The sequence below is a fragment of the Sinorhizobium sp. KGO-5 genome, assembly GCF_036245905.1.
Taxonomy (GTDB): domain Bacteria; phylum Pseudomonadota; class Alphaproteobacteria; order Rhizobiales; family Rhizobiaceae; genus Sinorhizobium; species Sinorhizobium meliloti_A.
Map to the genome: position 1 here is coordinate 666,437 of NZ_BDIZ01000001.1, position 24,501 is coordinate 690,937.

The 24,501-nt window shown below is 63.3% G+C and carries 24 protein-coding genes and 2 tRNA genes; 10 read left to right on the forward strand and 16 right to left on the reverse strand.

Annotated features, from left to right (window positions below; all coding sequences use genetic code 11):
* Complete coding sequence (fabB, locus tag BHD07_RS03100; protein WP_018093868.1) at positions 1–1,221, reverse strand: beta-ketoacyl-ACP synthase I; 1,221 nt, start codon at positions 1,219–1,221, stop codon at positions 1–3.
* A 49-nt stretch (positions 1,222–1,270) separates the two neighbouring features.
* Complete coding sequence (gene fabA, locus BHD07_RS03105) at positions 1,271–1,786, reverse strand: 3-hydroxyacyl-[acyl-carrier-protein] dehydratase FabA (protein WP_003534377.1); 516 nt, start codon at positions 1,784–1,786, stop codon at positions 1,271–1,273.
* Between the two features lie 377 nt (positions 1,787–2,163).
* On the opposite strand from fabA, the gene irrA reads away from it, so the two are divergent.
* The gene (irrA, locus tag BHD07_RS03110) at positions 2,164–2,586 is read left to right on the forward strand and encodes an iron response transcriptional regulator IrrA (protein ID WP_018093869.1); all 423 of its coding nucleotides are present in this window, start codon (positions 2,164–2,166) and stop codon (positions 2,584–2,586) included.
* A gap of 30 nt (positions 2,587–2,616) precedes the next feature.
* Here irrA and BHD07_RS03115 read toward each other — a convergent pair whose 3' ends face one another.
* The 4 genes from BHD07_RS03115 to BHD07_RS03130 form a co-directional block, all read right to left on the reverse strand.
* Positions 2,617–3,252 (reverse strand): trimeric intracellular cation channel family protein, encoded by a 636-nt coding sequence (locus tag BHD07_RS03115; RefSeq protein ID WP_018093870.1) that lies wholly within the window; start codon positions 3,250–3,252, stop codon positions 2,617–2,619.
* A 63-nt stretch (positions 3,253–3,315) separates the two neighbouring features.
* On the reverse strand, positions 3,316–4,104 hold the full coding sequence (locus BHD07_RS03120; RefSeq protein ID WP_338277613.1) for a YdcF family protein: 789 nt from the start codon (positions 4,102–4,104) through the stop codon (positions 3,316–3,318).
* Between the two features lie 181 nt (positions 4,105–4,285).
* Positions 4,286–4,361 (reverse strand) — tRNA-Ala (locus BHD07_RS03125).
* A gap of 245 nt (positions 4,362–4,606) precedes the next feature.
* Complete coding sequence (locus BHD07_RS03130) at positions 4,607–4,996, reverse strand: TIGR02300 family protein (protein ID WP_003534381.1); 390 nt, start codon at positions 4,994–4,996, stop codon at positions 4,607–4,609.
* Positions 4,997–5,280: 284 nt separating this feature from the next.
* On the opposite strand from BHD07_RS03130, the gene aroA reads away from it, so the two are divergent.
* The 3 genes from aroA to rpsA all read left to right on the forward strand — a co-directional run bounded on the left by aroA (position 5,281) and on the right by rpsA (position 9,155).
* On the forward strand, positions 5,281–6,648 hold the full coding sequence (aroA, locus tag BHD07_RS03135; protein WP_100669854.1) for a 3-phosphoshikimate 1-carboxyvinyltransferase: 1,368 nt from the start codon (positions 5,281–5,283) through the stop codon (positions 6,646–6,648).
* On the forward strand, positions 6,648–7,286 hold the full coding sequence (gene cmk, locus BHD07_RS03140; RefSeq protein ID WP_018093873.1) for a (d)CMP kinase: 639 nt from the start codon (positions 6,648–6,650) through the stop codon (positions 7,284–7,286). The genes aroA and cmk overlap by 1 nt, the downstream gene beginning before the upstream one ends.
* Positions 7,287–7,448: 162 nt before the next feature.
* Positions 7,449–9,155 (forward strand): 30S ribosomal protein S1, encoded by a 1,707-nt coding sequence (rpsA, locus tag BHD07_RS03145; protein ID WP_003534399.1) that lies wholly within the window; start codon positions 7,449–7,451, stop codon positions 9,153–9,155.
* Between the two features lie 363 nt (positions 9,156–9,518).
* Here rpsA and BHD07_RS03150 read toward each other — a convergent pair whose 3' ends face one another.
* A complete protein-coding gene (locus BHD07_RS03150) occupies positions 9,519–11,105 on the reverse strand; it encodes a hypothetical protein (RefSeq protein ID WP_100670044.1) in 1,587 nt (528 codons plus the stop codon).
* A 238-nt stretch (positions 11,106–11,343) separates the two neighbouring features.
* On the opposite strand from BHD07_RS03150, the gene BHD07_RS03155 reads away from it, so the two are divergent.
* Complete coding sequence (locus BHD07_RS03155) at positions 11,344–11,676, forward strand: DUF6665 family protein (RefSeq protein WP_100670043.1); 333 nt, start codon at positions 11,344–11,346, stop codon at positions 11,674–11,676.
* A gap of 61 nt (positions 11,677–11,737) precedes the next feature.
* Here BHD07_RS03155 and BHD07_RS03160 read toward each other — a convergent pair whose 3' ends face one another.
* Entirely contained in the window at positions 11,738–12,265 is a 528-nt protein-coding gene (locus BHD07_RS03160; protein ID WP_100669853.1) for a BA14K family protein, read from the reverse strand.
* A gap of 393 nt (positions 12,266–12,658) precedes the next feature.
* Between BHD07_RS03160 and BHD07_RS03165 the strand changes: the two genes are divergently transcribed.
* Positions 12,659–12,745, forward strand: a tRNA-Leu gene (locus BHD07_RS03165).
* 127 nt (positions 12,746–12,872) lie between these two features.
* On the opposite strand, the gene cya1 is transcribed toward BHD07_RS03165, so the two are convergent.
* The 3 genes from cya1 to BHD07_RS03180 all read right to left on the reverse strand — a co-directional run bounded on the left by cya1 (position 12,873) and on the right by BHD07_RS03180 (position 16,481).
* Positions 12,873–14,870, reverse strand: a complete 1,998-nt coding sequence (gene cya1 / locus BHD07_RS03170; RefSeq protein ID WP_198516593.1) for an adenylate cyclase Cya1 — start codon at positions 14,868–14,870, stop codon at positions 12,873–12,875.
* Positions 14,871–15,020: 150 nt separating this feature from the next.
* A complete protein-coding gene (locus BHD07_RS03175; RefSeq protein WP_100669852.1) occupies positions 15,021–16,067 on the reverse strand; it encodes a hydroxyacid dehydrogenase in 1,047 nt (348 codons plus the stop codon).
* 84 nt (positions 16,068–16,151) lie between these two features.
* Complete coding sequence (locus BHD07_RS03180) at positions 16,152–16,481, reverse strand: hypothetical protein (protein WP_100669851.1); 330 nt, start codon at positions 16,479–16,481, stop codon at positions 16,152–16,154.
* Positions 16,482–16,686: 205 nt separating this feature from the next.
* On the opposite strand from BHD07_RS03180, the gene BHD07_RS03185 reads away from it, so the two are divergent.
* A complete protein-coding gene (locus BHD07_RS03185; protein ID WP_100669850.1) occupies positions 16,687–17,313 on the forward strand; it encodes a ribonuclease D in 627 nt (208 codons plus the stop codon).
* Positions 17,314–17,460: 147 nt separating this feature from the next.
* On the opposite strand, the gene BHD07_RS03190 is transcribed toward BHD07_RS03185, so the two are convergent.
* A complete protein-coding gene (locus BHD07_RS03190) occupies positions 17,461–17,742 on the reverse strand; it encodes a SelT/SelW/SelH family protein (RefSeq protein WP_004435540.1) in 282 nt (93 codons plus the stop codon).
* Between the two features lie 202 nt (positions 17,743–17,944).
* On the opposite strand from BHD07_RS03190, the gene BHD07_RS03195 reads away from it, so the two are divergent.
* Entirely contained in the window at positions 17,945–18,397 is a 453-nt protein-coding gene (locus tag BHD07_RS03195) for a DoxX family protein (RefSeq protein WP_010968461.1), read from the forward strand.
* Between the two features lie 111 nt (positions 18,398–18,508).
* Here BHD07_RS03195 and rnk read toward each other — a convergent pair whose 3' ends face one another.
* From rnk to BHD07_RS03210, 3 genes are all read right to left on the reverse strand, one after another.
* Positions 18,509–18,916, reverse strand: coding sequence for a nucleoside diphosphate kinase regulator (gene rnk, locus BHD07_RS03200; protein WP_100669849.1), 408 nt, complete (start codon positions 18,914–18,916; stop codon positions 18,509–18,511).
* Positions 18,917–19,358: 442 nt separating this feature from the next.
* The gene (gene lepA / locus BHD07_RS03205) at positions 19,359–21,194 is read right to left on the reverse strand and encodes a translation elongation factor 4 (RefSeq protein ID WP_018093883.1); all 1,836 of its coding nucleotides are present in this window, start codon (positions 21,192–21,194) and stop codon (positions 19,359–19,361) included.
* Between the two features lie 49 nt (positions 21,195–21,243).
* Complete coding sequence (locus tag BHD07_RS03210; protein ID WP_275596961.1) at positions 21,244–22,509, reverse strand: MFS transporter; 1,266 nt, start codon at positions 22,507–22,509, stop codon at positions 21,244–21,246.
* A 190-nt stretch (positions 22,510–22,699) separates the two neighbouring features.
* Here BHD07_RS03210 and BHD07_RS03215 point away from each other — a divergent pair, with 190 nt between their 5' ends.
* Positions 22,700–23,278, forward strand: coding sequence for a helix-turn-helix domain-containing protein (locus BHD07_RS03215; protein ID WP_338279302.1), 579 nt, complete (start codon positions 22,700–22,702; stop codon positions 23,276–23,278).
* Position 23,279: 1 nt separating this feature from the next.
* Positions 23,280–23,807, forward strand: a complete 528-nt coding sequence (locus tag BHD07_RS03220) for a GNAT family N-acetyltransferase (RefSeq protein ID WP_100669846.1) — start codon at positions 23,280–23,282, stop codon at positions 23,805–23,807.
* Between the two features lie 36 nt (positions 23,808–23,843).
* Here the strand turns inward: BHD07_RS03220 and BHD07_RS03225 are convergent, their stop codons facing one another.
* The gene (locus tag BHD07_RS03225) at positions 23,844–24,482 is read right to left on the reverse strand and encodes an exopolysaccharide biosynthesis protein (RefSeq protein ID WP_100669845.1); all 639 of its coding nucleotides are present in this window, start codon (positions 24,480–24,482) and stop codon (positions 23,844–23,846) included.
* Between the last annotated feature and the right edge of the window lie 19 nt (positions 24,483–24,501).

The window sequence follows — 24,501 nt, forward strand, 5'->3', positions numbered from 1 at the left end:
TTATCCGTTATAGCGCTGGAAGACGAGCGTCGCGTTCGTGCCGCCGAAGCCGAAGGAGTTCGAAAGAACCGTGTCGATCTTGGCATTGTCGATGCGCTTGCGGACGATCGGCACGCCTTCGAATTCGGGGTCGAGCTCGGTGATGTGAGCGCTTTCGCCGATGAAGCCGGCCTGCATCATCAGGAGACCGTAGATCGATTCCTGCACGCCGGCGGCGCCGAGCGAGTGGCCGGTCAGCGATTTCGTGGACTGCACATGCGGCATCTTTTCGCCGAAGACTTCGCGGATGGCGCCGATCTCCTTCTGATCGCCGACCGGCGTCGAGGTGCCGTGGGTATTGATGTAGTCGACCTCGCCCTTCACCGTGGCCAGCGCCTGGCGCATGCAGCGCACCGCGCCTTCGCCGGAAGGCGCGACCATGTCGTAGCCGTCCGAAGTGGCGCCGTAACCGACGATTTCCGCATAGATCTTGGCGCCGCGCGCCTTGGCGCGCTCCAGTTCTTCCAGAACGAGAACGCCGGCACCGCCGGCGATGACGAAGCCGTCGCGGTTCGCGTCATAGGCGCGTGAGGCGACGGATGGCGTGTCGTTGTACTTCGACGACATGGCGCCCATGGCGTCGAAGAGATTGGACATGGTCCAGTCGAGATCCTCGTGGCCGCCCGCGAACATGACGTCCTGCTTGCCCCACTGGATCATTTCCGCGGCATTGCCGATGCAATGCGCCGAAGTCGAGCAGGCCGACGAGATCGAGTAGTTGACGCCGTGGATCTGGAACCAGGTCGCAAGCGTCGCCGAAGCCGTAGACGACATCGCCTTCGGCACCACGAAGGGACCGATCCGCTTCGGGCTGTTGTTCTTGCGGGTGATCTCCGCCGCTTCGACGATCGCGCGGGTAGAAGGGCCGCCCGAACCCATGATGATGCCGGTGCGCTCATTGGTGATGTCGCCGGCCTCGAGCCCGGAATCGGCGATCGCCTGCTTCATCGCCACATGGTTCCAGGCGCCGCCCTGGGACAGGAAGCGCATGGCGCGGCGGTCGACGAGGTCGCTCGGATCGAGCGTCGGCGCTCCCCAGACCTGGCACTTGAAGCCGTGCTCGGCAAAATCCGGAGAAAACGTGATGCCCGACCGCGCATCGCGGAGCGACGCGGTGACTTCGTCGGCATCGCTGCCGATCGAGGAAACGATGCCGAGGCCCGTTACAACAACCCGTCTCATGTCAGATGACCTTTTCTTCGATTGGAACCGTGCGGGGATTGCCCGCAGTTCAGTCGGCCTTTTCCTGGAAGAGGCCGACCCTGAGATCGGTGGCCTTGTAGATCGTTTCGCCATCGGCCTTCATCCAGCCGTCGGCGATGCCGAGAACCAGACGGCCGCGCATGACGCGCTTGAAGTCGATGCCGTATTCTACCAGCTTGGTCTTCGGCGTCACCATGCCGGTGAACTTCACTTCCCCGGTCGAGATGGCGCGGCCCTTGCCGGCCTCGCCGAGCCAGCCGAGGAAGAAACCGGTCAATTGCCACATTGCGTCGAGACCGAGGCAGCCGGGCATGACCGGATCGCCCATGAAGTGGCAGGGAAAGAACCAGAGATCCGGCGTAATGTCGAATTCGGCGCGGACATAACCCTTGTCGTTTGGCCCGCCCGTTTCCGAAATGTCGGTAATGCGGTTGAACATCAGCATCGGCGGCAGCGGCAGCTGCGCATTGCCGGGGCCAAACATTTCGCCTCGGCCGCAGATCAGGATTTCCTCATAGCTGAAGCTGGATTGTCTGGTGGTCATGAATGGTTGCTTCCCGAGTCTATTATGTGTTCTCCGACCTGCTTTAGTGCAAGTTCGGTCTGATTTGAAGCGCAACCTGTCATCCGCGGCTGCGATGCGGGCTGCGGCTCGTGACGTTCCAAATAGGGCGGCATGCGGGTGTAGGAAAGCTCTCTCATCGTCGCCGAACCGCTCGGAATGGTGACATCATTCCGCCGTCGCTTACAGTATGAATGTGGCGGCGGCCAGAGTTAAATGCCCGCCTTCCCCCGCTTTGGGCCGATTTTCAGGCGTTTGCGGCCTTCGCACGTGCGGAATCTATTGAAAGCCGCGGCGCCAGAAGTTATATCGCAAATTGATAATCCACGGATCCCGCAGGTATATCGGAACGGCTGTCGATGACGAAAGCAACGCACATGTCCTCACAGGAGAGGCTGCGCAGTTCGGGTTTGCGCCCGACGCGCCAGCGCGTTGCGCTTGCCGATCTGATCTTCGCCAAGGGCGACCGTCACCTGACGGTGGAGGAACTCCATGAAGAGGCCGTCACGGCCGGCGTTCCCGTTTCGCTCGCGACCGTCTACAACACGCTCCACCAGTTCACCGAAGCCGGCATGATCCGCGTCCTCGCCGTCGAGAGCGCCAGGACCTATTTCGATACGAATGTCTCGGATCACCACCATTTCTTCATCGAGGGCGAAAACGAAGTCCTCGACATTCCGGTGAGCAATATTCAGATCGACAATCTCCCCGAACCGCCGGAAGGCATGGAAATCTCCCATGTCGACGTGGTCATCCGGCTGCGTCACAAGAGCGAGCGCTGAGCGTCGTCGCTCTCGCGCCACGAAGTTTCGTCACATCACGTCCTTCGGGTCGCGGCCGGGCCCGGCCTTGCCCGTCGGCAGCGTCCAGCCGTATCGAAGCGCGCCGCCCCGCACGGCGAAGGCCGTGACGACGCCGAGTGCGGACGCTGCGACGAGCGGCAATCCGACCAGGCTGGCCAGGACGAAGGCGCCGGCGCCGATGAGGGCGGCGCTGACGTAGATCTCCGGTCTCAGGAGGACAGAGGGCTCGCCGGCCAGAAGATCGCGCAGAACCCCGCCGAAGGTCGCCGTCAGGGCGCCCGTGACCAGGGCGACGATAGGCGAGCCGGTCGCCGCCAGCCCCTTTGCCGCGCCCATCACGCAATAGGCCGAGAGGCCGAGCGCGTCGAGCCATACGAGCATGCGGTAGCGCGATTCGAGCAGATGGGACGTGAGGAAGACGGCCACCGCCACCGCCGCGCAGACGATGATGAAATTAGGGTTCACCACCCAGAACACCGGCGTCGCGCCGAGAACGAGGTCGCGGATGGTGCCGCCGCCAATGCCCGTCGCGGAAGCGAGAAACAGATAGCCGATGATGTCGAGCTGCTTGCGGGAGGCCGACAGCGCGCCGGTCGCCGCAAAGATTGCGACGCCCGCATAGTCGAGGAATTCGAGGATCGGCATGGCTGCTCCGCTTGGCTGCAAGTCTCCTCTAATCGTAACCTATTAAAGAAAACATGCGGTAGGCTACCGCGGCAGCAGCGTCTCAGTCCGGCCGAGGAGATAATAGGCAACGAGCCCTGTCCACTCCTTGGCGGCCGTCGTCGCCAATTGGGCATTGAGCGAGGGCTGGGTGAAATCGAAGCCGAGCCGCACCTTGCCGCTCGTGCGATAATCCGTCGGCCAGGGCGTGACTTCCATGCCGTTTGCGCGAAAGAGGCCGATCGAGCGCGGCATGTGGTAGGCGGAGGTCACGAGCGCACAACGCTCGAGCCCGTTCTCGGCCAGCAAATCCCTTGTATAGCGTGCGTTTTCGAAGGTCGTCCGCGATTCTCCCTCGCCGATCAGCCGGTTGGAACCGATGCCGAAGGTCCCGAAGAATTTCTGCGAGGCATGCGCGTCGCCCTCGTAGATGCCGCTGAGCGACCCGTCTCCGCCCGAGACAAGGATGCGGGCCTGGGGATAGGCCCGCGCGAGCCTCAAGGTTTCGACGAAGCGCTCGGCCGCCTGGTTCAGCTCCATGCCGCCGCGGCTCGCCATCACCACATTCTCGAAGGCGCCCCCGAGTACGATGATGCAAGCAAGATCCGTGGGCTCCGTCGCGGAGCGGGGAAACCGGTCCTCGAGGATCTGCAGGAAATAGGAGCCGGCGGTGGTGAAGAGAGTGACGAAGAGGACGGCGAGCCCGAAGACGCTCAAAGTACCGCCGCTGCGGCGGAAACGGCCGAGCATAAGCAGCACGCCGGCGAAGAGGGCGAGGAAGGCGAGGGACAGCGGCTGGGCTACGAGCCAGAAGATTTTCGAGACGAGAAACATGGGCAGATCGTTCTTCGGCCTCGGCCGGTAAAGATTTCATGAATGACGGCGCCGCGTCTAGCGGCGTGCACAATACAGGACGATAGCCCGGTGCGCCTCGCCGGTTGCTGCACGGCAAGGTTTTTCTTTGCGAGCAGCGTTCAAGCGGCTGAATTCTTTACGTCGGGGATCGAGAAGATTTTGGTGGAGCTAAGCGGGATCGAACCGCTGACCTCTTGCATGCCATGCAAGCGCTCTCCCAGCTGAGCTATAGCCCCATCAGGGTCCGGCTTTGCCGGTCCGGGAAGATCGCGAGGCGCGTTGCGCCCGGCGAGTGGCGGCTTATTACTTCTGCTAGGTGCAGATGGCAAGCCGAAAAGTGAGGGCCGGGACGAATTATTTTTTGGCTCCGGCCGGATGCTTCGATGCCGATCGCGTTCGACGGATGGGGCGGCTTCGTGCGCCTTTCGAAACGCTTGCGGGCAGGCATGCGGGCGCTGATCCGCCCGCGCCGCCAGTCTGTTCAGACGTCGTCGTCCTCGTCGGAAACGCCGATGATGTCGCTCATGTCGTCGTCATCGTCTTCGTCGTCGGTCTGGAGGAAGGTGTCGTCGTCGTCACCCTCGATCTCGACATCGTCGTCGCCGAGATCCGGCAGATCGTCGCCGCCCGAGGCTTCGTCGTCCGCTTCCTCGAGCGAGACGAGTTCGACTTCCGTGTTCTCGGTATCGACTTCCTTGACGTCTTCCTCTTCTTCCTTCTCGAGCACCTTGGCGACGGAGGTTTCCTCGAAGAAGGACAGCGGATAGGACTTGCCCGTGTAGGGGGAGACGATCGGATCACGGTTCAGATCGTAGAATTTGCGCCCCGTTTCCGGGTCGATGCGCTTTGTTCCAAGTTCCGGTTTTGCCACAGTCAAAGCCTCTTGAATGGCCGGCGAGCCGGCTCTTGCCGGAAAGCCGGCGGTTAGAAACGTATCAAGCTTATGATGATTAGCCGGTCCCCATAATCATCTTGGCGAGTTCTGTCAAAGATAAACTTCCGCGAGCTCCGGTCGTCATTTTCTTCGCAGCAGGAGGATGACCCTTTTCGCGCATTGTGTTAGGGAGCCGGCGAGACCGGCGGTCCGCCACCAACGCGCCGGAAAGCACCACCTTCCGCGCCAGCCGTCAGCCGGATTGTCAGAGGAAAACCACGATGTCTCACGGCTCGAACCCGCGGCCCGCCACCGCACGCAAGTCTTCCGACCTCAAGGGCACTTTGCGCATTCCGGGCGACAAGTCGATCTCGCACCGCTCCTTCATGTTCGGCGGCCTTGCCGCGGGCGAGACGCGCATCACCGGTCTCCTCGAAGGCGAAGACGTGATCAATACCGGCAAGGCCATGCAGGCGATGGGCGCCAGGATCCGCAAGGAGGGCGACACCTGGATCATCGACGGTGTCGGGAACGGCGCGCTGCTCGCGCCGGAGGCACCGCTCGACTTCGGCAATGCCGGCACCGGCTGCCGGCTGACGATGGGCCTTGTCGGCGTCTATGATTTTGATTCCACTTTCATCGGCGATGCCTCGCTGACCAAGCGCCCGATGGGCCGCGTGCTCGATCCGCTCCGCGAAATGGGCGTTCAGGTGAAGTCGGCGGAGGGCGACCGGCTGCCGGTGACCCTGCGCGGGCCGAAGACGCCGAACCCGATCACCTATCGCGTGCCGATGGCGTCTGCCCAGGTGAAATCCGCCGTGCTGCTCGCCGGCCTCAACACGCCCGGCATCACGACCGTCGTCGAGCCGGTGATGACCCGCGACCATACGGAAAAGATGCTGCAGGGCTTCGGTGCCAAGCTGACAGTCGAGACCGATGCGGAGGGTGTGCGCACCATCCGCCTCGAGGGCCGCGGCAAGCTGACGGGCCAGGTGATCGACGTGCCGGGCGATCCGTCCTCCACGGCCTTTCCGCTGGTGGCGGCGCTCATCGTTCCGGGCTCGGACATCACCATCCTCAACGTGCTGATGAACCCGACCCGTACCGGCCTCATCCTGACGCTGCAGGAGATGGGCGCCAACATCGAGGTCATGAACAAGCGGCTTGCCGGCGGCGAGGATGTCGCCGATCTGCGCGTTTGCTATTCGGAGCTGAAGGGCGTCACCGTGCCGGAGGAGCGCGCCCCGTCGATGATCGACGAATATCCGGTGCTCGCGGTCGCCGCCGCCTTCGCCGAGGGCACAACCGTGATGAACGGGCTGGAAGAGCTCCGCGTCAAGGAGTCCGACCGCCTGTCCGCCGTTGCGGACGGCCTGAAGCTCAACGGGGTGGATTGCGACGAGGGCGAGGCCTCGCTGGTCGTGCGCGGCCGGCCCGGCGGCAAGGGCCTGGGCAATATCGCGGGCGGCCAGGTGAAGACCCATCTCGACCACCGCATCGCCATGAGCTTCCTTGTCATGGGACTTGCCTCGGAGCATCCGGTGACGGTCGACGATGCGACGATGATCGCGACGTCCTTCCCCGAATTCATGGGCCTGATGACCGGACTGGGCGCGAAAATCGAAGAGGCAGAGAACAAGGCAGCCTGATGACCTTCGTAATCGCCATCGATGGGCCTGCGGCCGCCGGCAAGGGAACGCTCTCGCGCCGGATCGCCGAGCAATACGGCTTCCACCATCTCGACACGGGGCTCACCTATCGCGCGACCGCCAAGGCGCTCATGGATGCCGGACTGCCGCTCGGCGACGAGGCGGTGGCCGAGACGATGGCGCGCGAGGTGGACCTTTCCGGGCTCGATCGCGCCGTGCTTTCGGAGCATTCGATCGGCGAGGCGGCGTCGAAGATCGCCGTCATGCCGGCCGTGCGCCGGGCACTGGTCGAGGCACAGCGGGCGTTCGCGCGCAAGGAGCCGGGTACCGTGCTCGACGGGCGCGACATCGGCACGGTCGTCTGCCCTGATGCGGCGGTGAAGCTCTATGTGACCGCTTCCCCCGAAGTGCGGGCGAAACGGCGCCATGACGAGATCATTGCCGGCGGCGGAAAGGCTGACTACGCCGCGGTTTTCGAGGACGTGAAGAAGCGCGACGAGCGCGACATGGGCCGTGCCGACAGTCCTTTGAGACCTGCCGAGGACGCGCACTTGCTTGATACTTCCGAAATGAGTATAGAGGCGGCATTCCAGGCGGCGAAGACGCTGGTCGACGCCGCCCTGAAAGAGAAGATTTGAAGAAGGCCTGATCCGGCCCAGCCGGTCTCCTTCTTGAAAATAGCCTGAAATTCCGTCCACGCGCCGGATTGCTCCATGACAGGAGCGGACTGGGTTCAGGCCTGTCTAACACCAACCCCCGGCGCACATGCGTTTCCGGCAGGAGACGCAGCAGGAGATTATATGTCTGCAACCAACCCCACCCGTGATGATTTCGCAGCGCTTCTGGAAGAGTCCTTCGCCAAGACGGACCTCGCCGAAGGCTATGTCGCCAAGGGCATCGTCACGGCGATCGAAAAAGACGTCGCAATCGTCGACGTCGGCCTCAAGGTCGAAGGCCGCGTACCGCTGAAGGAATTCGGCGCCAAGGCCAAGGACGGCACGCTGAAGGTCGGCGACGAAGTCGAAGTCTATGTCGAGCGCATTGAAAACGCACTCGGCGAAGCAGTCCTTTCGCGCGAGAAGGCCCGCCGCGAAGAGAGCTGGCAGCGCCTGGAAGTCAAGTTTGAAGCCGGCGAACGCGTCGAAGGCATCATATTCAACCAGGTCAAGGGCGGCTTCACCGTCGATCTCGACGGCGCCGTAGCCTTCCTGCCGCGTTCGCAGGTCGACATCCGTCCGATCCGCGACGTGACGCCGCTGATGCACAACCCGCAGCCCTTCGAAATCCTCAAGATGGACAAGCGCCGCGGCAACATCGTCGTTTCGCGCCGCACGGTTCTCGAAGAGTCCCGCGCCGAGCAGCGTTCTGAAATCGTTCAGAACCTCGAGGAAGGCCAGGTTGTCGAGGGTGTCGTCAAGAACATCACCGATTACGGTGCGTTCGTCGACCTCGGCGGCATCGATGGCCTGCTGCACGTCACCGACATGGCGTGGCGCCGCGTCAACCATCCGTCGGAAATCCTGAACATCGGCCAGCAGGTCAAGGTTCAGATCATCCGCATCAACCAGGAAACCCACCGCATCTCGCTCGGCATGAAGCAGCTCGAGTCCGATCCGTGGGACGGCATCGGTGCGAAGTATCCGGTCGGCAAGAAGATCTCCGGTACCGTCACGAACATCACCGACTACGGTGCCTTCGTCGAGCTGGAGCCGGGCATCGAAGGCCTGATACACATCTCCGAAATGTCCTGGACGAAGAAGAACGTTCACCCCGGCAAGATCCTGTCCACGAGCCAGGAAGTCGACGTGGTCGTTCTCGAAGTCGACCCGACCAAGCGCCGCATCTCGCTCGGCCTCAAGCAGACGCTCGAGAACCCGTGGCAGGCCTTCGCGCATAGCCATCCGGCTGGCACGGAAGTCGAAGGCGAAGTCAAGAACAAGACCGAATTCGGTCTGTTCATCGGCCTCGATGGCGATGTCGACGGCATGGTCCACCTCTCCGACCTCGACTGGAACCGTCCGGGCGAGCAGGTCATCGAAGAGTTCAACAAGGGCGACGTCGTTCGTGCTGTCGTTCTCGACGTGGACGTCGACAAGGAGCGTATCTCGCTCGGCATCAAGCAGCTCGGCCGCGATGCGGTCGGTGAAGCTGCCGCTTCCGGCGAACTGCGCAAGAACGCCGTCGTTTCGGCAGAAGTCATCGGCGTCAACGATGGCGGCATCGAAGTGCGGCTCGTCAACCACGAGGACGTCACCGCCTTCATCCGTCGCGCCGACCTCTCGCGCGATCGCGACGAACAGCGTCCGGAGCGTTTCTCGGTCGGCCAGACCGTCGACGCGCGGGTCACCAACTTCTCCAAGAAGGACCGCAAGATCCAGCTGTCGATCAAGGCTCTGGAAATCGCGGAAGAGAAGGAAGCCGTCGCTCAGTTCGGCTCTTCCGACTCGGGTGCTTCGCTCGGCGACATTCTGGGCGCTGCGCTCAAGAACCGCCAGAACAACGAGTAATCGTTGACGGACGTGAAATGATAAGCCCGCGGAGAGCGATCTCCGCGGGCTTTTTTGTGGGCTACCGCGACCTCTGCGCGTCTTATGAGACGCGCGGCGCAGTGGGAAAAACCGTTACACTTTGTGCTCTACGGCCTGTTGAGATTCGGGTCACCCGCCGCCGCTTGTTTGATTCCTCATTCCTGGCTCGTCACAGGAATCCAGCCAGACCAAGTCCTTGGGCTGGAAAGGCTCTCCCGCGCCGCAGACGCGGCGCTGCTCTCATCCCTGTGACGAGCACAGGAATGAGGGAATCAAACAAGCGGCGGCAGGTGCCCGAATTGCAACAGGCCTTAGGTCGACCCGACCTGAAGACATCTTGATCTAAGCCAGGCCGCCGAGCTTTCGGTAGAGGTCATAGGCGTCGGCTGCCGGTCGCTCTTCGGTCTGATCCCCTTCGCCGCCGGCGCCATGTCCCTGCTGCCGGTCGTCGCTTTCCGTTTCTCCCTCGTCGTCCCTTGCGTCTTTCTCCGGCTCGCTCTCGCTTTCCCGCTTGCGCCGGTTCACCTCGTCGGCATCGCTTTCTTCGGCCGGCGGGTAGGGAACCAGGGCGAAGGGAAACATTTCGCGCGGAAGTCCGCTTTCGGGGACCCGGGCGAAGCCCTGCGGCGCCATAGCGTCCTCGCCGGTCCGACGCTCTGCCTGAGGAGGAGGCTGGTCGCGAAGCGGTGCGCCCGTTTCGGCGTCGGGTGCGATATCCACCGGCGGTTCGCCGGCGGCTGCTGCGCTTCTGATCGCGCCGGTGGTCTCCCGCGGCCGCGCCGGCGCCTCATTCTTCGGCGCCAGGGGCACGGCCGGTCCTGTGTCTCCCGTATCCCGAGGCTGCCAGCTCTTGATCGTCCCCGGCAACGCAAGACTGTCGCGTATGATCGTTCTCAAGGCCTCCGCCGGCGGTTGCGCCATGCGCGCGGCACTTTGAATCCGCACGCGTGGCCTGTCGTCCTCCCTCGCGGAGCGCGGCGGGCCCTCGGTGTCCTCCGAGGCTTCCCCGCCAGGGAGTTTTTCAGCGCCGGCTTCTGCGGCTGCAGCCTTGTCCTCGGCTGCAACCTTGTTCTCGGCTGTCGCAGGTTTTGCATCTTTCAGCGCTGCGCGCGCACTCCCGTTCAGGTCCGCCGCCTGACTGGGGCGTGGCACCGATGGTTGCGCTGAATCCGCTTCGCTATCCGGGAGCTGCTTATCGGAGCCTTCCGGCGTCATGGCCGGCGTTTCCGCCATCTCGCTCTCAAGCGGGCTTGCCGAAGCATCTCTCGCTGCAACTTCCGCACCTCGCGGCGCTGCAGGAGCGTTCATGGGCGTCTTCGGCGAACGTTGCTGCCCGACCGGAGCCTCCTCGTGCGCCGCGTCGATAGCCGCGCCTGCGGATGGCGTCTCGATCCGGACGCTATCCGTATCGGCGCCGTAGGTCTTCCTGAGCATCGCTTGCAGGAGCGCGAGGTCGCCAGGGATCGGTGCCTTGGCGCCCGGAAGCGCCGGCGGGGCGTGTGCAGGCAGGGGCAGGCTGCGGAGCGGGGTCCGATCGGGCGGCATCGCGCCCCGGCGGTCGGCCGTTATCGCCGCCGCGACGGCGACGCGTTGCGCAAGGTTGCGCGCTGCCAGCTGCTTCTCCAGAAGCTGGCGTTCCGGCATTGGCAATGCCTCGATGAAGCCGGTCAACCGCCGAATGAAGGCGCGTCCGGTCTCCTGCGGCAGGGGTGGAAATTTGAGGATGAGCGCCAGGTCTTCGACCAACTTCACCAGCGCGTCTTTGGATAGGACCTCTCTGCCGGAGAGATGGCGGGTCAGCGCATCGACGATCTTCCGGATCGCCTCGCTACGCTCCGTCGCCGGCAGCGGGCGGCGCAGGCCCTGCGTCGTCTCCTCGGCAGTTCCGACGGCTGTCCTGATGGCGATGAAGGCGGGCAGTTCGGGCATGATCCGCAAGCCTAGAGCACTTCCGGGAAAAGTATCTAACGGTTTTCCGACCGGAAGTGCGTTGGACCAAAGGGTTAGAGCATTTCAGTGTTTCCATGAAACATTGAAATGCTTAGGCCAAACGAGTTTAGGGAGTGTTAACCATGACGATGACGTGGTGCCACGCCGCAGTCTTGCGCGGCGCCTTGCGGGAAGCTCATTCACGGCCCATCCTGGCATGAGCTTGATGGAGCCGCCGATGACATTTCGCCCGCCGCAATCGTTGCGCCATTTCGATCTCACCGGTAACGGGGTGAACGTTCTCGAATACGAGCTGATGGCCGAGCGCGCCGACGCTCTGGGGCGCAATGGCCTGAAGGTCGAGAAGGCAATGGCCGCCCTGAATGCCTATGACGGCAACAGGCACCCGCCTTCCGAACGCGAGCGACTGCTCGACGAGGCAGCCGATGCGGTTTGGGCCTTCCTCATCCAGCGCGAGACCTGCGGCCTTCGCGACAGCCGCGATGCCGTGCGCCGCTACGGCATTCCGAAGGAAGTCATGGCGCGCGTCGGGATCGTCAGAAAGCGCTGACCGACGGGAGCGCCGCGCGTCGGATCGAACGCGCAGAACTCGATAAAAAGGGTACGCTCCCCTACCGATAGGGCGAATAGCACACCCGATAAACCCCGCCATAGGTCAGGTACCGGTTTGTGGCCGGGTTATAGGACCGATAGCGCGACAGGCACCAGCCGACATGGCTGTTGCCGCCGCTCCGGACATAGCCGCCGCCATAGTAGCGTGGTCTATAGGAGCGATAACCGTAATATCCGGGCCCGGGATAGCTGTAATAGCCGGGGCCATAGTAGCGCGGTCCGTAGTAATAGCGGTTCCCGTAATAAGGCCGGTAGCGGTAGCTGGGTCCGAAATAGAAGCTGATCCCGGACCGTCGGTAATAGGGGCTCCAGCCCGGATAGAAGCCGGACCCTCCGTAATAACCGCGGCGAGAATAGCCGCCGCGCCACCCGTAACGGCCACGATGTGTGGCATTCTCGATGCCGGCCGGCGCTTTGATCGCAATGTCGAGCGCCGGGCGCGGCATGGCCTGAACGGACGTAACAGGGGGAACCGCGGAGACGGCGGCGAGTGCGCAGCTCACAACGAAATTCCGAAATTTCGTCATTTTCTCCTCACTTTCCGAAAGCCGTTGCTTTCCGGTTTTGTCCCTGCTCCTTTCAGCGCGGCGCGACTTATCAGACGCGCAAAGTTCGCTGTAACTCTTCAAGTTGCTGCATGCTTTGGCGTCGATCAGGTCGACCGACGAAACATGCAGTAGACGTTTGGCGCCGCATGTTTATTCGTGGGCGTGCGCTCCACGTGTCGACGCGGGCGCGTTCCGGATTCCGCTCCTTCGCCGTTGCTCTAGAATGCGCCTCTCCGGCCCCCATGTCACTGGAATTCTTGCCCTATCATCGAGGAGCCGGACGCGCTTTACCGCGCTTTTTCGCGATGCGAGACGAAAACTTCAAAATGCCTGTTGACACTTCGGTCACGGCCTTTTACATGCCGGTCCGTCGCCCAGATGGCGGAATTGGTAGACGCGCCAGCTTCAGGTGCTGGTACTCGAAAGGGTGTGGAGGTTCGAGTCCTCTTCTGGGCACCATTCCTTTTTCCAGTAACCGCTTTTGCGGTTCGGAAGTCAAAAAAAGCCCGGTTTCCGGGCTTTTTTGCTTTCAGAGTTTCGAGGCGAATTCGGCGGGGCCGCCGTTCGCCGCGGCATCTGCCTTTCCTCAGGCGGCCGTTCCGGCTTCGGTAGTGTCAACCGTGTGGACGACGCCCACGACTTCGTAAATGTCGAGCGCCGTCGAACGGCCCTTTGCCTTGGCGGTGCCGAGCGGGCGGAACTTCACCATGTCCCTGCATTGGGCGACCACCGCGCCGCTTGCAAGAACGCTCGTGCCGTAATCCTTGTTCATGCCCTCGAGCCGGGAGGCGACGTTCACCGTGTCGCCCATCGCCGTATATTGCAGCCGTTCCCTGGCGCCGACGCTGCCGACGACGGCCGTTCCGGTGTGGATGCCGAAGCGCGTGCGGAACTCCGGCAATCCCTTGGCGCGTTGCGCGGAATTGAAGGCCTGGAGCCTCTCCTCGACCGCGAGTGCGCAGCGACAGGCATGCTCGGCATGCCTGGTATCGGCGACCGGCGCGTTCCACATGGCGAAGACCGAGTCTCCATGGAACTGGATGATGGTTCCGTCGTGGGCGGCGACGACCTCGCTGAACAGGTCGAAATACTCCGAGAGCATCGCGACCACTTCTTCCGGCGAACGGCCCTCGCTGATGGTGGTGAAGTCGTAGATGTCGGTGAACATCGCCGTCACTTCCTGCCGCCATGCGGCGCGGCCGCCGAAGTGGCCGGATTCGATGCCCTTGCGCACCAGCTCCTTCGGGACATAGAGCGCGAAGGTGAAGATCGCGTCGCGAGCTCTGTTCATTGCGCCGTTGAGCGTCGAGATTTCCGCCACATGCGATGAAACGTCGATAGGAGTGGCGAAGTCCAGGTCCTGCAGGCGGTTGGCGCTGTCGGTGAGCTGGTTGAGCGACTTCGTGATCAGATGCGCAAGCACGAGGGCCAGGAGAACGGCGACCACCACCACGGCGCCGGAGACGGCAAGTCCCTGAACGAGGGTCTCGTTTGCGGCCGCCAGCAGCTCGTCGAGCGGGGCCGCGACGACCACCCGGTGCCCGGACAGAAGCAATGCCGATTCGAGCGGTGCCACCGTGACGAGATAGGTGCGGTTTCCGACTTCGACGAGAGTTGCCTTCCCGGCCGGTGGCGGGTTGCGCCGGATGCTCTCGATCAGTCCATCCTCCTGCGGCGTGGCCACCGGCCGGTCCCGGCCCTTCGATGCCATGATGCGTCGCATCATCACGGTGTCGGAATGGATGATCGGCCGTCCGACCGCATCGAGAATGAACGAGACGGATTCGTCCGTCAGCCGCTCGCGGGAGAGGAAGTCCGTGATCGTATCGAGCACCACATCGGCACCGATGACGATCTGCGGGTTGCCGCGGTGCGCTTGCGATATGGTCATCCCGAGATTGCCTGTCGTGGCCATCTCATAGGGACCGATCGCCACCGGTGCCTTGCCGTTGACGGCTGCGCGATACCAGGGCCGCGTCCTCGGGTCGAAGCCGTTGGAAGCAGCGCGGCGTTCGGCGAACTGCAGACCGCTCGCGTCGAGGAACAGGATCCGGTCGAACGGCTTGCCCCGGTCGTCTCTCTCCATCGAGCGCACGGCGATGGCCGCTCCCCGCGGTGCGTCGAGCGCCATGCGCCAGGCGGCCGAGTCCAGATCGACCACATGAAAGAACGCACCGCTCGGATAACCGACATAGACGCCGTCGATGTGCGGCGAGCGGGCGATGCCTTCGCGCAGCACCGCCACCTTGTCGTTCATGCGTTCGGGCGGCGGCACGAGAAAGGCATTGGCGACCGATGCGACGAGACTGACGAGCGCGGAGGTGTCCCCGGAAAGGGCGCCGAGCCGATCGACCAGGCGGCCGACGAAGGCGTCCATATTGCCTTCGGCATCGGCGATCGAAGCGCTGCGTGCGCGGCGGTAGTCAAGTCCCACCAGCGTCGCGGACACGACGATGAGCATAGCAACCATCACGAGACCGAGCAGCGACCGCAGAGAGCTGGTCCAGGTCCGGGAAGGCTTGTCCGCGTTGGAATCTTGCATGCTTTCGATGTCCTCGAATCCGGATTCCGATCTTTGCAGCATTGCAACGCATTTTCATAGCACCACCGGCCGCATACGGCCTGCGCTACAGCGCCGCGCGTCCGGTCGGACGCGCAAAGATCGCTGCAGCACTTCGATCTGCTGCGTGTTTTGTCGTTGGTCGGCTACGACAGTTTTGCGGCTCATCACTCTTCAGTTGACGGTGACGGGCTTCGAGCGCATTCGGGCCACCGTCTCCCGCTCCGCCCGCTTGCAGCGCATCGGCGGCAGGCTGCGGTCCATCAGTTCCATATCCTCGAGCACCATCTCGCCCATCCTCTTGAAGGCGATGTCGAGCGCACCGGCCCGGTGCGCCGAGCGCAGGAAGCCGGCTAGCCGGCGGACGGGATGTCCAGGGGGCAGGGGCTCCTCCGGGAAGACGTCGCTTGCCGCGCGGATATGGCCGCTTTCCACGGCTGCGATCAATGCATCGAAATCCACGACGCCGGCGCGGCTCAGGAGAATGAAGGCGGCGCCCGGACGCATGGCCGCGAAGGCCCTGGCGTCGAGGAAGCCCTCATTGTCACTGGTGACCGCTGCGACAACAAACAGGAAGTCGCTCTCGGCGAGGACCGTCTCGAGCGACGCCGGTTCGACGCCGGCGTCGAGAAGAACGGAGGCCGGCAGCCAGGGATCATGGACGCGGATCTTCGCACGAAATCCCGAAAGGACGCGGTTAAGCGCCTTGCCGAGATCGCCGAAGCCGATGATGCCGATCTCCGAACCCGAGAGGAGCCGGGCGGACTTGTTTCCCTCACCGCCCCAGCGTTCGCGGCCCTCGCGGAAATCGACATCCGCATCGACGATGCCGCGGGCGAGGTTCAGCGCCATGGCGAGCCCCATCTCCGCCACCGGTTCGGCGAAGACCTGGCCGGTGGTGAGCACGTGGATGCCGCGCTGGAAAACCACGTCGTAGGGCATGTTGTCGATGAGGTTGCTTTCGACGTTGAGAACGGCCCGCAGCTGCGGCATGCGTTCGAGCGTTTCTGCGGAAAGCGGCGGCTGTCCGACGATATAGCGGACCTCGGAGAGGACGGCGGAGCCGAGCCCGGCGATGTTCTCCGGATCGGCTTCGATCACGCGGTAGCGCCTGTGAAGACGCTCGAGCGCGTCGGGCGTGAAGATCAGATCGAGCGTACGCGGCGCGGGCGCGCTGATGACAAGTGGCCTGTCGCTTTGCGGCCTGTCGGTTTCGGGCATGGTTTCCTCCAGTCAGTGCCGTCCGGGACGCAGTTTCGCCTGTCCCGAGCGCGCAATGCAAGCGTGCCTTTGTCTGGTTCGAACTCAGTAGTTGAGGCCGCGCTTCTGCCGCTCGAGCGACGGCGGCAGCTCGCCGCTCTGGAAGATCGGGCCGCTGCCCTCGCGGCAGCGGTAGACCGTATCGTAACGGGGACGGCCGTGAGACGACTCGAAGGGGCCGTAGCGGTCGATGAAAACCTGCCGGCAAACGATGTTCTTATCGTCACCCAGCGGGTTTGCCGGCCGCACGCCCGGCAGGTCGTGAAAGGCCTGCGCCAGCTCGAATGTCGCCCCGGCGGCGAGGCCGATACCGGGCGAGAGGGTCGACATCAGGGCGACGAGGGGAGCCGCCAGGGCGAAACGGAACCAGGTCATATACGAACTTTCTCGGGGTGCCGGCAAACGGAACGTCTGCCGAAGGACAAGGTATCGCGGCCGGCCAACATGCGCTATAGGCCAGCTACGCTCCACAGCGCCGCGCGCCTGATCAGACTGGCCGGGTCGCTGCAGCACTTGTATCTCAGCAGGTTTCCTGAACCGTTCTCCGGGAATCATGCAAGTAACGATCTGGGGATTTTCGATGGCGAATACAATAAGGTTCCACGAGGGGGACATTTCCGAGACCGACGCCGCCCGTTATACGGGCGCGATCGCGATCGATACGGAAACGCTCGGCCTGGTCCCGCGTCGCGACCGCCTCTGCGTCGTGCAGCTCTCGTCGGGCGACGGGACTGCGGATGTGATCCGCATCGCCGCCGGCCAGAAGCAGGCGCCGAATCTCGTCTCGATGCTCGCCGATCCGACGCGCCAGAAGATCTTCCATTTCGGCCGCTTCGACATCGCCGTGCTGTTCCATACCTTCGGCGTCACCGCGTCGCCGGTCTTCTGTACCAAGATCGCCTCGCGCCTCGCCCGCACCTATACGGACCGGCACGGCCTCAAGGACAATCTCAAGGAACTGCTCGACATCGACATTTCCAAGCAGCAGCAGTCTTCCGATTGGGCCGCCGACATTCTTTCGCCGGCGCAGCTCGAATATGCCGCCTCCGATGTGCTCCACCTGCATGCGTTGCGCGACAAGCTGACGGCGCGGCTCCTGCGCGATGGCCGGATGGAACTCGCCGAGGCCTGCTTTTCGTTTCTCCCGACGCGTGCCAAGCTCGATCTGCTCGGCTGGGAGGAAACGGACATTTTCGCCCATAGCTGAGTTCTACGGCGCCACCGGTGCGGGAGCAGGCGCCGGTTGCGATAGCCTGGAGCATTTCAATGTTTCATAGAAACACTGAAATGCTCTAACCATTGCTCTAACGCATTTCCGGACGGAAAACCGTTACACACTTTTCCTGGAAGTGCTCTAGCTCCTGTCCGTGTGGCCGAGATCGCGCTCGGGCTCGATCACGTCGCGAATGCGTTGCTTCAGCTCCTTGGGCCCGGGAAAGCCGCCGTCGCGCTTGCGTTCCCAGATCAACGCGCCATCGACGCGAATCTCGAAATTGCCGCCGGTCCCGGGGATGAGCGCCACTTCCCCAAGCGTGTCGGCGAATGTCGACAGCAATTCCTGCGCCATCCATCCGGCGCGCAGCAGCCAGTTGCACTGGGTGCAATAGAGGATGGTGACGCGTGGCTTTTCGCTCATCTCGCATGTCCTGTTCACTTGGCTTTCGCGCCACAGGAAACATGGAGCAGCGTCGTCGCGCAAGCGCCGCAATCCACGCCTTCACGCATGTCTCACATAAATGTCAGCTTGAGCGGTCATGTTTTTGACGCTGAGCCCTTGTTTTCCAAAAGGCCTGAGGCAAGAGAAACCCCTGATTTGCAATGGATACGAAAGGGATTTCATGACCGATACCGCTGCCAACAATCGACCGCGCGCGATCCTGCCGGCGCTCGAAAAGATTTATCTGCCGCTCGATACTTTCGCCGAGACGTTGCTGCGCGTCGTGGCAGGCCTGCTGCTCGTCACCCACGGCTACGGCAAGATCCTCAATCCCTTCGGCGCGGCCGGCATGGTGGAGGGGCTTGGGTTCTATCCGGGCGTTTTCTGGTCGCCCCTGCTTTCGGCGACCGAGTTCTTCGGCGGCATCTTCATTGCCATCGGCTTCCTGACGCGGCCCGCTGCCTTCGCGGCGACGATCGTGCTGCTCGTCACCGTCTATTTCCACGGCATCGTCCAGGGGCAGGGCCTTGGCGGGGCGGAGAAGTCCATCCTCTGGGCGGCGATCACCCTCTTCTTTGCCATTCGCGGCGCCAACAGCCAGTCCGTCGATGCCAAGCTCGGCCGCCAATTCTGATCTCACTCTTTGAATTGGAGCGCTTCCGGGCGGCGACACATTTTGCCTGGAAGCGCTTTGAAAGCGGCCGGCTCGATCCGGCCGCTTCGAGCAATTGCACCGGCGGCACGCTCAGCCCGCCGCCGGCATCACGCTGCGGATCGTCATACGGTGTACCTTGCCGGCCCTGTCGACCCAGTCGATCGACTGTCCGACGGAAAGGCCGATAAGCGCCGCTCCGATCGGCGTCAGTACGGAAATCTTGCCGGCTTCGATGTCGGCCTCCCCCGGATAGACGAGCCTCACTTCCTTCGCAAAACCGTTGTCGGCGTCAAAGGCGACGGTCGAGCCCATCTGCACGCTGTCTTTGGGCAGCTTGCCGGGCGCGGCGATTCGCGCGCGGTCGAGTTCGGAAAGCAGCGCCTCCGCGACTTCCGGGACACGGTCGAGCGCGGAGGAGGCGATCGCCGTCAGACGTGCATGGTCTTCGGCATTGATGACGATCGAGGGAAGCTTCTTGCGGGTTGTCTTGTCCGCCATGATGATACCTGTGCCTGGGCGCACTGCTCTGCTTGCGCCGAAAGTGAAATGTCGAGGATGATTTACGCTCGCCGCTCGGGGGTGGAGGCTTGGCCATCCGCTCGCCGATGCGCAGGCCCCCTTACCCGGAGAGCGCACGCATCCGGGCCGGGGTCAGGTTCCTGCGATGGGGCAGACCCGGAAAGAACAGCGGAAATGGATCGCGAGCACTGGCATGGTCCGAAGGTCGGAAACTTCGCCAACGAAGTCAAGCCCGCGTCGCCACTTGAGACACCGCAGCGCCCGTGGCGATCATGGTGGATCGCGCAAGAAGATCGGAAGCCTTGAAACGCAAAGTCCGTGGCGGCGGCGCTTTCGTCACGCCGCCCGCAGGTCGATGACGCGCGTTTCGCCTTGCTTCAGGCCGATGCGCATATTCTATGCGCGTCGAACTGATTGGAAATCACTCGTCGCTCATCTTCAGCGCGGCGATGAAGGCTTCCTGCGGGATTTCCACCTTGCCGAACTGGCGCATCCGCTTCTTGCCGGCCTTCTGCTTCTCCAGCAGCTTGCGCTTTCGGGTGGCGTCGCCGCCGTAGCACTTTGCGGTCACGTCCTTGCGCAGCGCCGAGATGGTTTCGCGGGCGATCACGTTGCCGCCGATGGCGGCCTGGATCGGGATCTTGAACATGTGCTTCGGGATCAGTTCCTTGAGCTTTTCGCACATTTCGCGGCCGCGCTTTTCCGCCGCCATCCGGTGCACCATCATCGACAGCGCGTCCACCGGCTCGCCGTTGACGAGGATCGACATCTTCACGAGGTTGCCTTCCTTGTGCTCGGTGATCTGGTAGTCGAAGGAGGCGTATCCCTTGGAGATCGACTTCAGCCGGTCGTAGAAATCGAACACGACTTCGTTCAGCGGCAGGTCATAGGTGAGCATCGCGCGGGTGCCGACATAGGTCAGCTCGATCTGGATGCCGCGACGGTCCTGGCAGAGCTTCAGGATGCCGCCGAGATATTCGTCGGGCGTCAGGATCGTCGCGCGGATCCACGGCTCGTGGATTTCGGCGATCTTGACCACGTCCGGCATGTCGGCTGGGTTGTGAAGCTCGCGCTCCGAGCCATCGGTCATAAACAGCTTGTAGACGACCGAGGGTGCCGTCGCGATCAGATCGAGATCGAATTCGCGCTCCAGACGCTCCTGGATGATTTCGAGATGCAGGAGTCCGAGGAAGCCGCAGCGGAAACCGAAGCCGAGTGCGGCGGAGGATTCCATTTCGAAGGAGAAGGAGGCGTCGTTGAGGCGCAGCTTGCCCATGGCCGAGCGCAGGTCCTCGAAGTCGGCGGCGTCGACCGGGAAGAGGCCGCAGAACACGACCGGCTGGGCCGGCTTGAAGCCGGGCAGCGCCTTGGCCGTCGGCCGCTTGTCCTCGGTGATCGTATCGCCGACGCGGGTGTCCGCCACTTCCTTGATAGAAGCCGTGATGAACCCGATTTCGCCGGGGCCGAGCGCCTCCATGGCAACCATCTTCGGCGTCAGCACGCCGACGCGCTCCACCTGGTACTTCGCATCCGTCCCCATCATGCGGATGGTCATGCCCTTTTTCAGCGTTCCGTCGATGACGCGCACCAGAACCATGACGCCGAGATAAGCGTCGTACCAACTGTCGACGAGCAGCGCCTTCAAGGGCGCGGCGTCGCCGCCCTCGCTCTTCGGGGCGGGCAGCCTATGGACGATCGCCTCCAGCACATCCGGAATGCCGAGACCGGTCTTGGCGGAGATCAGCACGGCGTCGGAGGCGTCGATGCCGATCACTTCCTCGATCTGCTCCTTGATCCGCTCCGGCTCGGCCGCAGGCAGGTCGATCTTGTTCAGAACGGTGACGAGCTCGTGATTGTTGTCGATCGCCTGGTAGACATTGGCGAGCGTCTGGGCTTCGACGCCCTGGCTGGCGTCGACGACGAGCAGCGAACCTTCGCAGGCCGAAAGCGAGCGCGAGACCTCGTAGGCGAAGTCGACGTGGCCGGGCGTGTCGATGAGGTTCAGCACATAGGTCTCGCCGTCGTTCGCCTTGTAGTGCAGGCGCACGGTCTGGGCCTTGATGGTGATGCCGCGCTCGCGCTCGATGTCCATGCTGTCCAGGACCTGCTCGGACATTTCTCGTTCGGCGAGGCCGCCGGTCGACTGGATCAGCCGGTCGGCAAGCGTCGATTTGCCGTGATCGATATGCGCCACGATCGAGAAGTTGCGGATATGCGACAGGGGCGTCTTGGAAGATGGTGTGCTCATGGGCCGCATATAGCAGCGCGATCAGGCGGCGCAAAGCGGGAAATGAAGGCTTCGTTCACTATAAATCCGGGCGTCTGACCGGCCGTTCCGCTCGCGCTTCCGTCTCGGCGAGTGCCGCGGCATTCGGCACCTGGGCGCTTTTGAATTCGAAGCTGTCGCAGTGCTCGGGCGGGACGCGTTCGCGAGAGCGGAGGCGAACGAGCACGAAAAGGGCGTAGAGGAGCGCCACCGTCATCGTCGCATAGATGAAGGTCCGTTGGCCGAAGGCCGGCGTCAGCAAGGTCACGAGCATCGGAACGAGGGTCGCCGCTGCCGACCAGGCGACCAGCATGGTGCTGGCGAGCGGCACGAAATCTGCCGGATCGGTGCGATCGTTGGCATGCGCATTGGCGATCGAATAAACCGTCTCGACCGCCCCCGCGAACATCGCGAAAACCAGCATGAGCAGGAGCAGGTTGTCGAAGGAGACGGCGAGCGCAGCGATGCCCGCCGCGATGACGAGCATACAGGTGGCGATGAGGACAATCCGGCGGTCGGTGCGGTCTGAAAGGGCGCCCATCGGATACTGGATGAAGAGCAGGCCGAACTGCATGACGAACATCAATGCCGCTACGTCTTTCTGACTGACGGAATTGGCGGCGGCATAGATCGGCGTAAAGCCCTGCACCAGCATGGAGAGGCCGCCGGATGCAAGCACGCCGATGAAGGCGACCGGAGAAATCCGCCAGACCATGGGAATGTCGATGCTGACCCGGGCAGGGGCGGGCGGCGTGGGCAGGCGCGTGAGGCCGATCGGCAGGATGGCGACCGCGGTGAAGAAGATCGTGACGATCGGGGCGAGATTGCCCTCGACCGGGATTTGCCCGAAGAGCCAGGCGCCGGCGCCGAGCCCGATGACGTAGGCCATGTAGAAGAGCGCCATCGCCCGGCCGCGCCAGTGGTTCTCGCTGGCATGGTTGAGCCAGCTCTGCGTGATGATGAAATTCATGTTGGCGGCAATGCCGTAGAGGCCGCGTGCGACGACCCAAAGCAGCGGGTGGACGCCGAGGCTGATCGTCAGCGCCGCGAGAATGACCAGCGCCATCGAGCAGGAAAAGGCGCGGGCGTGGCCGACGCGGCGAATGAGGGAGCCGCCCATGAGGCAGCCGATCAGCCCGCCGAAGGCAATCGCCGTCACGGCGGCTCCCGGGACCCAATCCGGCGCCGCCGAGCGCGTCAGCACGAAGGGCACATAGGCGAGCATCATGCCGTTGCCGACCGCGACCGATGTCATGGAGGCGACTATGCTCGCGATCGACAGCAGCGACGAAGGAGATCGATGCATCTGCCTGTCCTTCTGCCGATCGTATGAAGATGATCTAAATTATTGAAGTTGGATGTTTTTTAAGAATCGGCGCAGAGTCCGGACGATAAAGCAGGACGCGGACCGGCGCTGTCGTCAAAGCGGCATGCGTGAATTTATTTCTCGCTTCGATCATCTTGACTCCATTATATGAGAAATGCACTCTCAGATAATGGAAAAGGTACTCGCCCCTCTCGAAGAGACCATCGGCATGCGGCTTCGCGAGCTGCGCATGGCGGGGGATCTGACGCTTGACGACCTGGCCGGCCGCTCCGGCGTCAGCCGCGCCATGATCTCGCGCATCGAGCGCGGCGAGGCGAGCCCGACGGCGCAGCTTCTGGCGAAGCTATGCAGCGCGTTGGGCACGACGCTTTCGGCGCTTTTTGCTTCCGAGAGGAGCGAAGCCTCGCCCTTGGCGCGGCGCGCGGAGCAGCGGCTGTGGCGCGATCCAGAAAGCGGCTACCTGCGCCGTTCCGTTTCACCCGAAGGCGTCGGTTCGCCGGTCGACATCGTCGAGGTCGAGTTTCCGCCCGGCGCCCGCGTCGTCTTCGAGCGACAGCCGATGGACCGCGGCATCACCCAGCACCTCTGGCTTTTTTCCGGCCGCCTCGAACTGACGATGGAAGGCGGACGGCAGCTCTTGGAGCCGGGCGATTGCCTCTTCATGGGACTTGAAGAGGCCCACATTTTTTACAATCCCCATGAGGAACCGGCGCATTACGCCGTCATCCTCTGCCGCAACAAGGTCTGACATGCCCGACGCCGATATACGCGTGCTCACCGCAGAAGAAACCCTGGCCGCCCTGCCGGCTCTGGCCGAAATCCTCTCCGATTGCGTCGAAGGCGGCGCTTCGGTCGGCTTCATGCATCCCTTTTCGCCGCACGCCGCCGTTCAATTCTGGGAGGGCGTCGCCGCCGCCGTCGGGCGCGGCGAAACGGTTCTCCTCGCGGCCGAAGTCGATGGCCGGATGGCGGGCACCGTGCAGCTCGGCGTCGGCACCATGCCGAACCAGCCGCATCGCGCCGATGTCAGGAAACTGCTCGTGCACCGCGACGCCCGCGGTCTCGGCCTGTCGCGTCGCCTGATGGACGCAGCCGAGGCGGAAGCCCTCAGGCGCGGCAGAAGAGTCCTGGTCCTCGACACGGCGACCGGAGAGCCGGCCGAAGCGATCTACGAGCGCTTCGGCTGGACGCGCGCCGGTGTCGTTCCCGACTACGCGCTGATGCCGGACGGCCGCTATTGCGCGACGACGTTCTTCTACAAGCACCTTGCCACATAGGGCGGCTCGGATGGACCCGTCCGGCTGCCGTCGCAATCACGAAACGAAGAAGTGCGAGAGCCCCTGGCCGGCGGCGAAAGCGGCATAGCCGAGAACTGCGAAATAGACGGTGGTCGCGAACAGGAAGAAATAGCCGCCGGCCACCATCAGCCCGTCGCGTTGGATGATGCCGAGCGACAGGAGCAGGATGGCGATGCCGGGCAGCGTGTTCGACAGCGGAATCAGCCCGAGCGGAAACATGAGAAGCACGCCACCGGCCATGATCATCAACCCGTTGAAACGGTTCATCAGGGCGCCTTCGGTCAAAAAATTGACCCGCGGGCGCACATAGCGGTCGAGCTTCGAGACCAGTGCCGCACCTTTGCGGAGCGTCGGCACGAGCTTTTCCGTGTCGATCTCCCGATCGAGGATGCGCTTCGGCAGCCAGGGCATGCGGTTGAGGGTGATCGCGAGCGAAATGAGAATGATGGCCGCCCCGAAGACGGTGCTGACGCCCGGAATGGAAACAGGGATCAGGAACGGCAGGGTCAGCAGCGCGCAAAGAAGGAGGAAGCCCTGCTCGCCGATCTCGATCATCAGCTCGCGCAGCGTGATCGTATTGCCTCTGATCGACGCGATCATGCCGGTGAGCGTGTCGCTGAGGCTGCGTTGCGAATCGCCGAACTCGACCGCCATGATTTTTTCCCTTCACGAT

Coding starts and splice junctions, on each gene's coding strand:
- fabB (WP_018093868.1), bottom strand. CDS start 1,221: ATGAGACGGGTTGTTGTAACGGGCCTCGGCATCGTTTCCTCGATCGGC.
- fabA (WP_003534377.1), bottom strand. CDS start 1,786: ATGACCACCAGACAATCCAGCTTCAGCTATGAGGAAATCCTGATCTGC.
- irrA (WP_018093869.1), top strand. CDS start 2,164: ATGACGAAAGCAACGCACATGTCCTCACAGGAGAGGCTGCGCAGTTCG.
- BHD07_RS03115 (WP_018093870.1), bottom strand. CDS start 3,252: ATGCCGATCCTCGAATTCCTCGACTATGCGGGCGTCGCAATCTTTGCG.
- BHD07_RS03120 (WP_338277613.1), bottom strand. CDS start 4,104: ATGTTTCTCGTCTCGAAAATCTTCTGGCTCGTAGCCCAGCCGCTGTCC.
- aroA (WP_100669854.1), top strand. CDS start 5,281: ATGTCTCACGGCTCGAACCCGCGGCCCGCCACCGCACGCAAGTCTTCC.
- cmk (WP_018093873.1), top strand. CDS start 6,648: ATGACCTTCGTAATCGCCATCGATGGGCCTGCGGCCGCCGGCAAGGGA.
- rpsA (WP_003534399.1), top strand. CDS start 7,449: ATGTCTGCAACCAACCCCACCCGTGATGATTTCGCAGCGCTTCTGGAA.
- BHD07_RS03150 (WP_100670044.1), bottom strand. CDS start 11,105: ATGCCCGAACTGCCCGCCTTCATCGCCATCAGGACAGCCGTCGGAACT.
- BHD07_RS03155 (WP_100670043.1), top strand. CDS start 11,344: ATGACATTTCGCCCGCCGCAATCGTTGCGCCATTTCGATCTCACCGGT.
- BHD07_RS03160 (WP_100669853.1), bottom strand. CDS start 12,265: ATGACGAAATTTCGGAATTTCGTTGTGAGCTGCGCACTCGCCGCCGTC.
- cya1 (WP_198516593.1), bottom strand. CDS start 14,870: ATGCTGCAAAGATCGGAATCCGGATTCGAGGACATCGAAAGCATGCAA.
- BHD07_RS03175 (WP_100669852.1), bottom strand. CDS start 16,067: ATGCCCGAAACCGACAGGCCGCAAAGCGACAGGCCACTTGTCATCAGC.
- BHD07_RS03180 (WP_100669851.1), bottom strand. CDS start 16,481: ATGACCTGGTTCCGTTTCGCCCTGGCGGCTCCCCTCGTCGCCCTGATG.
- BHD07_RS03185 (WP_100669850.1), top strand. CDS start 16,687: ATGGCGAATACAATAAGGTTCCACGAGGGGGACATTTCCGAGACCGAC.
- BHD07_RS03190 (WP_004435540.1), bottom strand. CDS start 17,742: ATGAGCGAAAAGCCACGCGTCACCATCCTCTATTGCACCCAGTGCAAC.
- BHD07_RS03195 (WP_010968461.1), top strand. CDS start 17,945: ATGACCGATACCGCTGCCAACAATCGACCGCGCGCGATCCTGCCGGCG.
- rnk (WP_100669849.1), bottom strand. CDS start 18,916: ATGGCGGACAAGACAACCCGCAAGAAGCTTCCCTCGATCGTCATCAAT.
- lepA (WP_018093883.1), bottom strand. CDS start 21,194: ATGCGGCCCATGAGCACACCATCTTCCAAGACGCCCCTGTCGCATATC.
- BHD07_RS03210 (WP_275596961.1), bottom strand. CDS start 22,509: ATGCATCGATCTCCTTCGTCGCTGCTGTCGATCGCGAGCATAGTCGCC.
- BHD07_RS03215 (WP_338279302.1), top strand. CDS start 22,700: ATGGAAAAGGTACTCGCCCCTCTCGAAGAGACCATCGGCATGCGGCTT.
- BHD07_RS03220 (WP_100669846.1), top strand. CDS start 23,280: ATGCCCGACGCCGATATACGCGTGCTCACCGCAGAAGAAACCCTGGCC.
- BHD07_RS03225 (WP_100669845.1), bottom strand. CDS start 24,482: ATGGCGGTCGAGTTCGGCGATTCGCAACGCAGCCTCAGCGACACGCTC.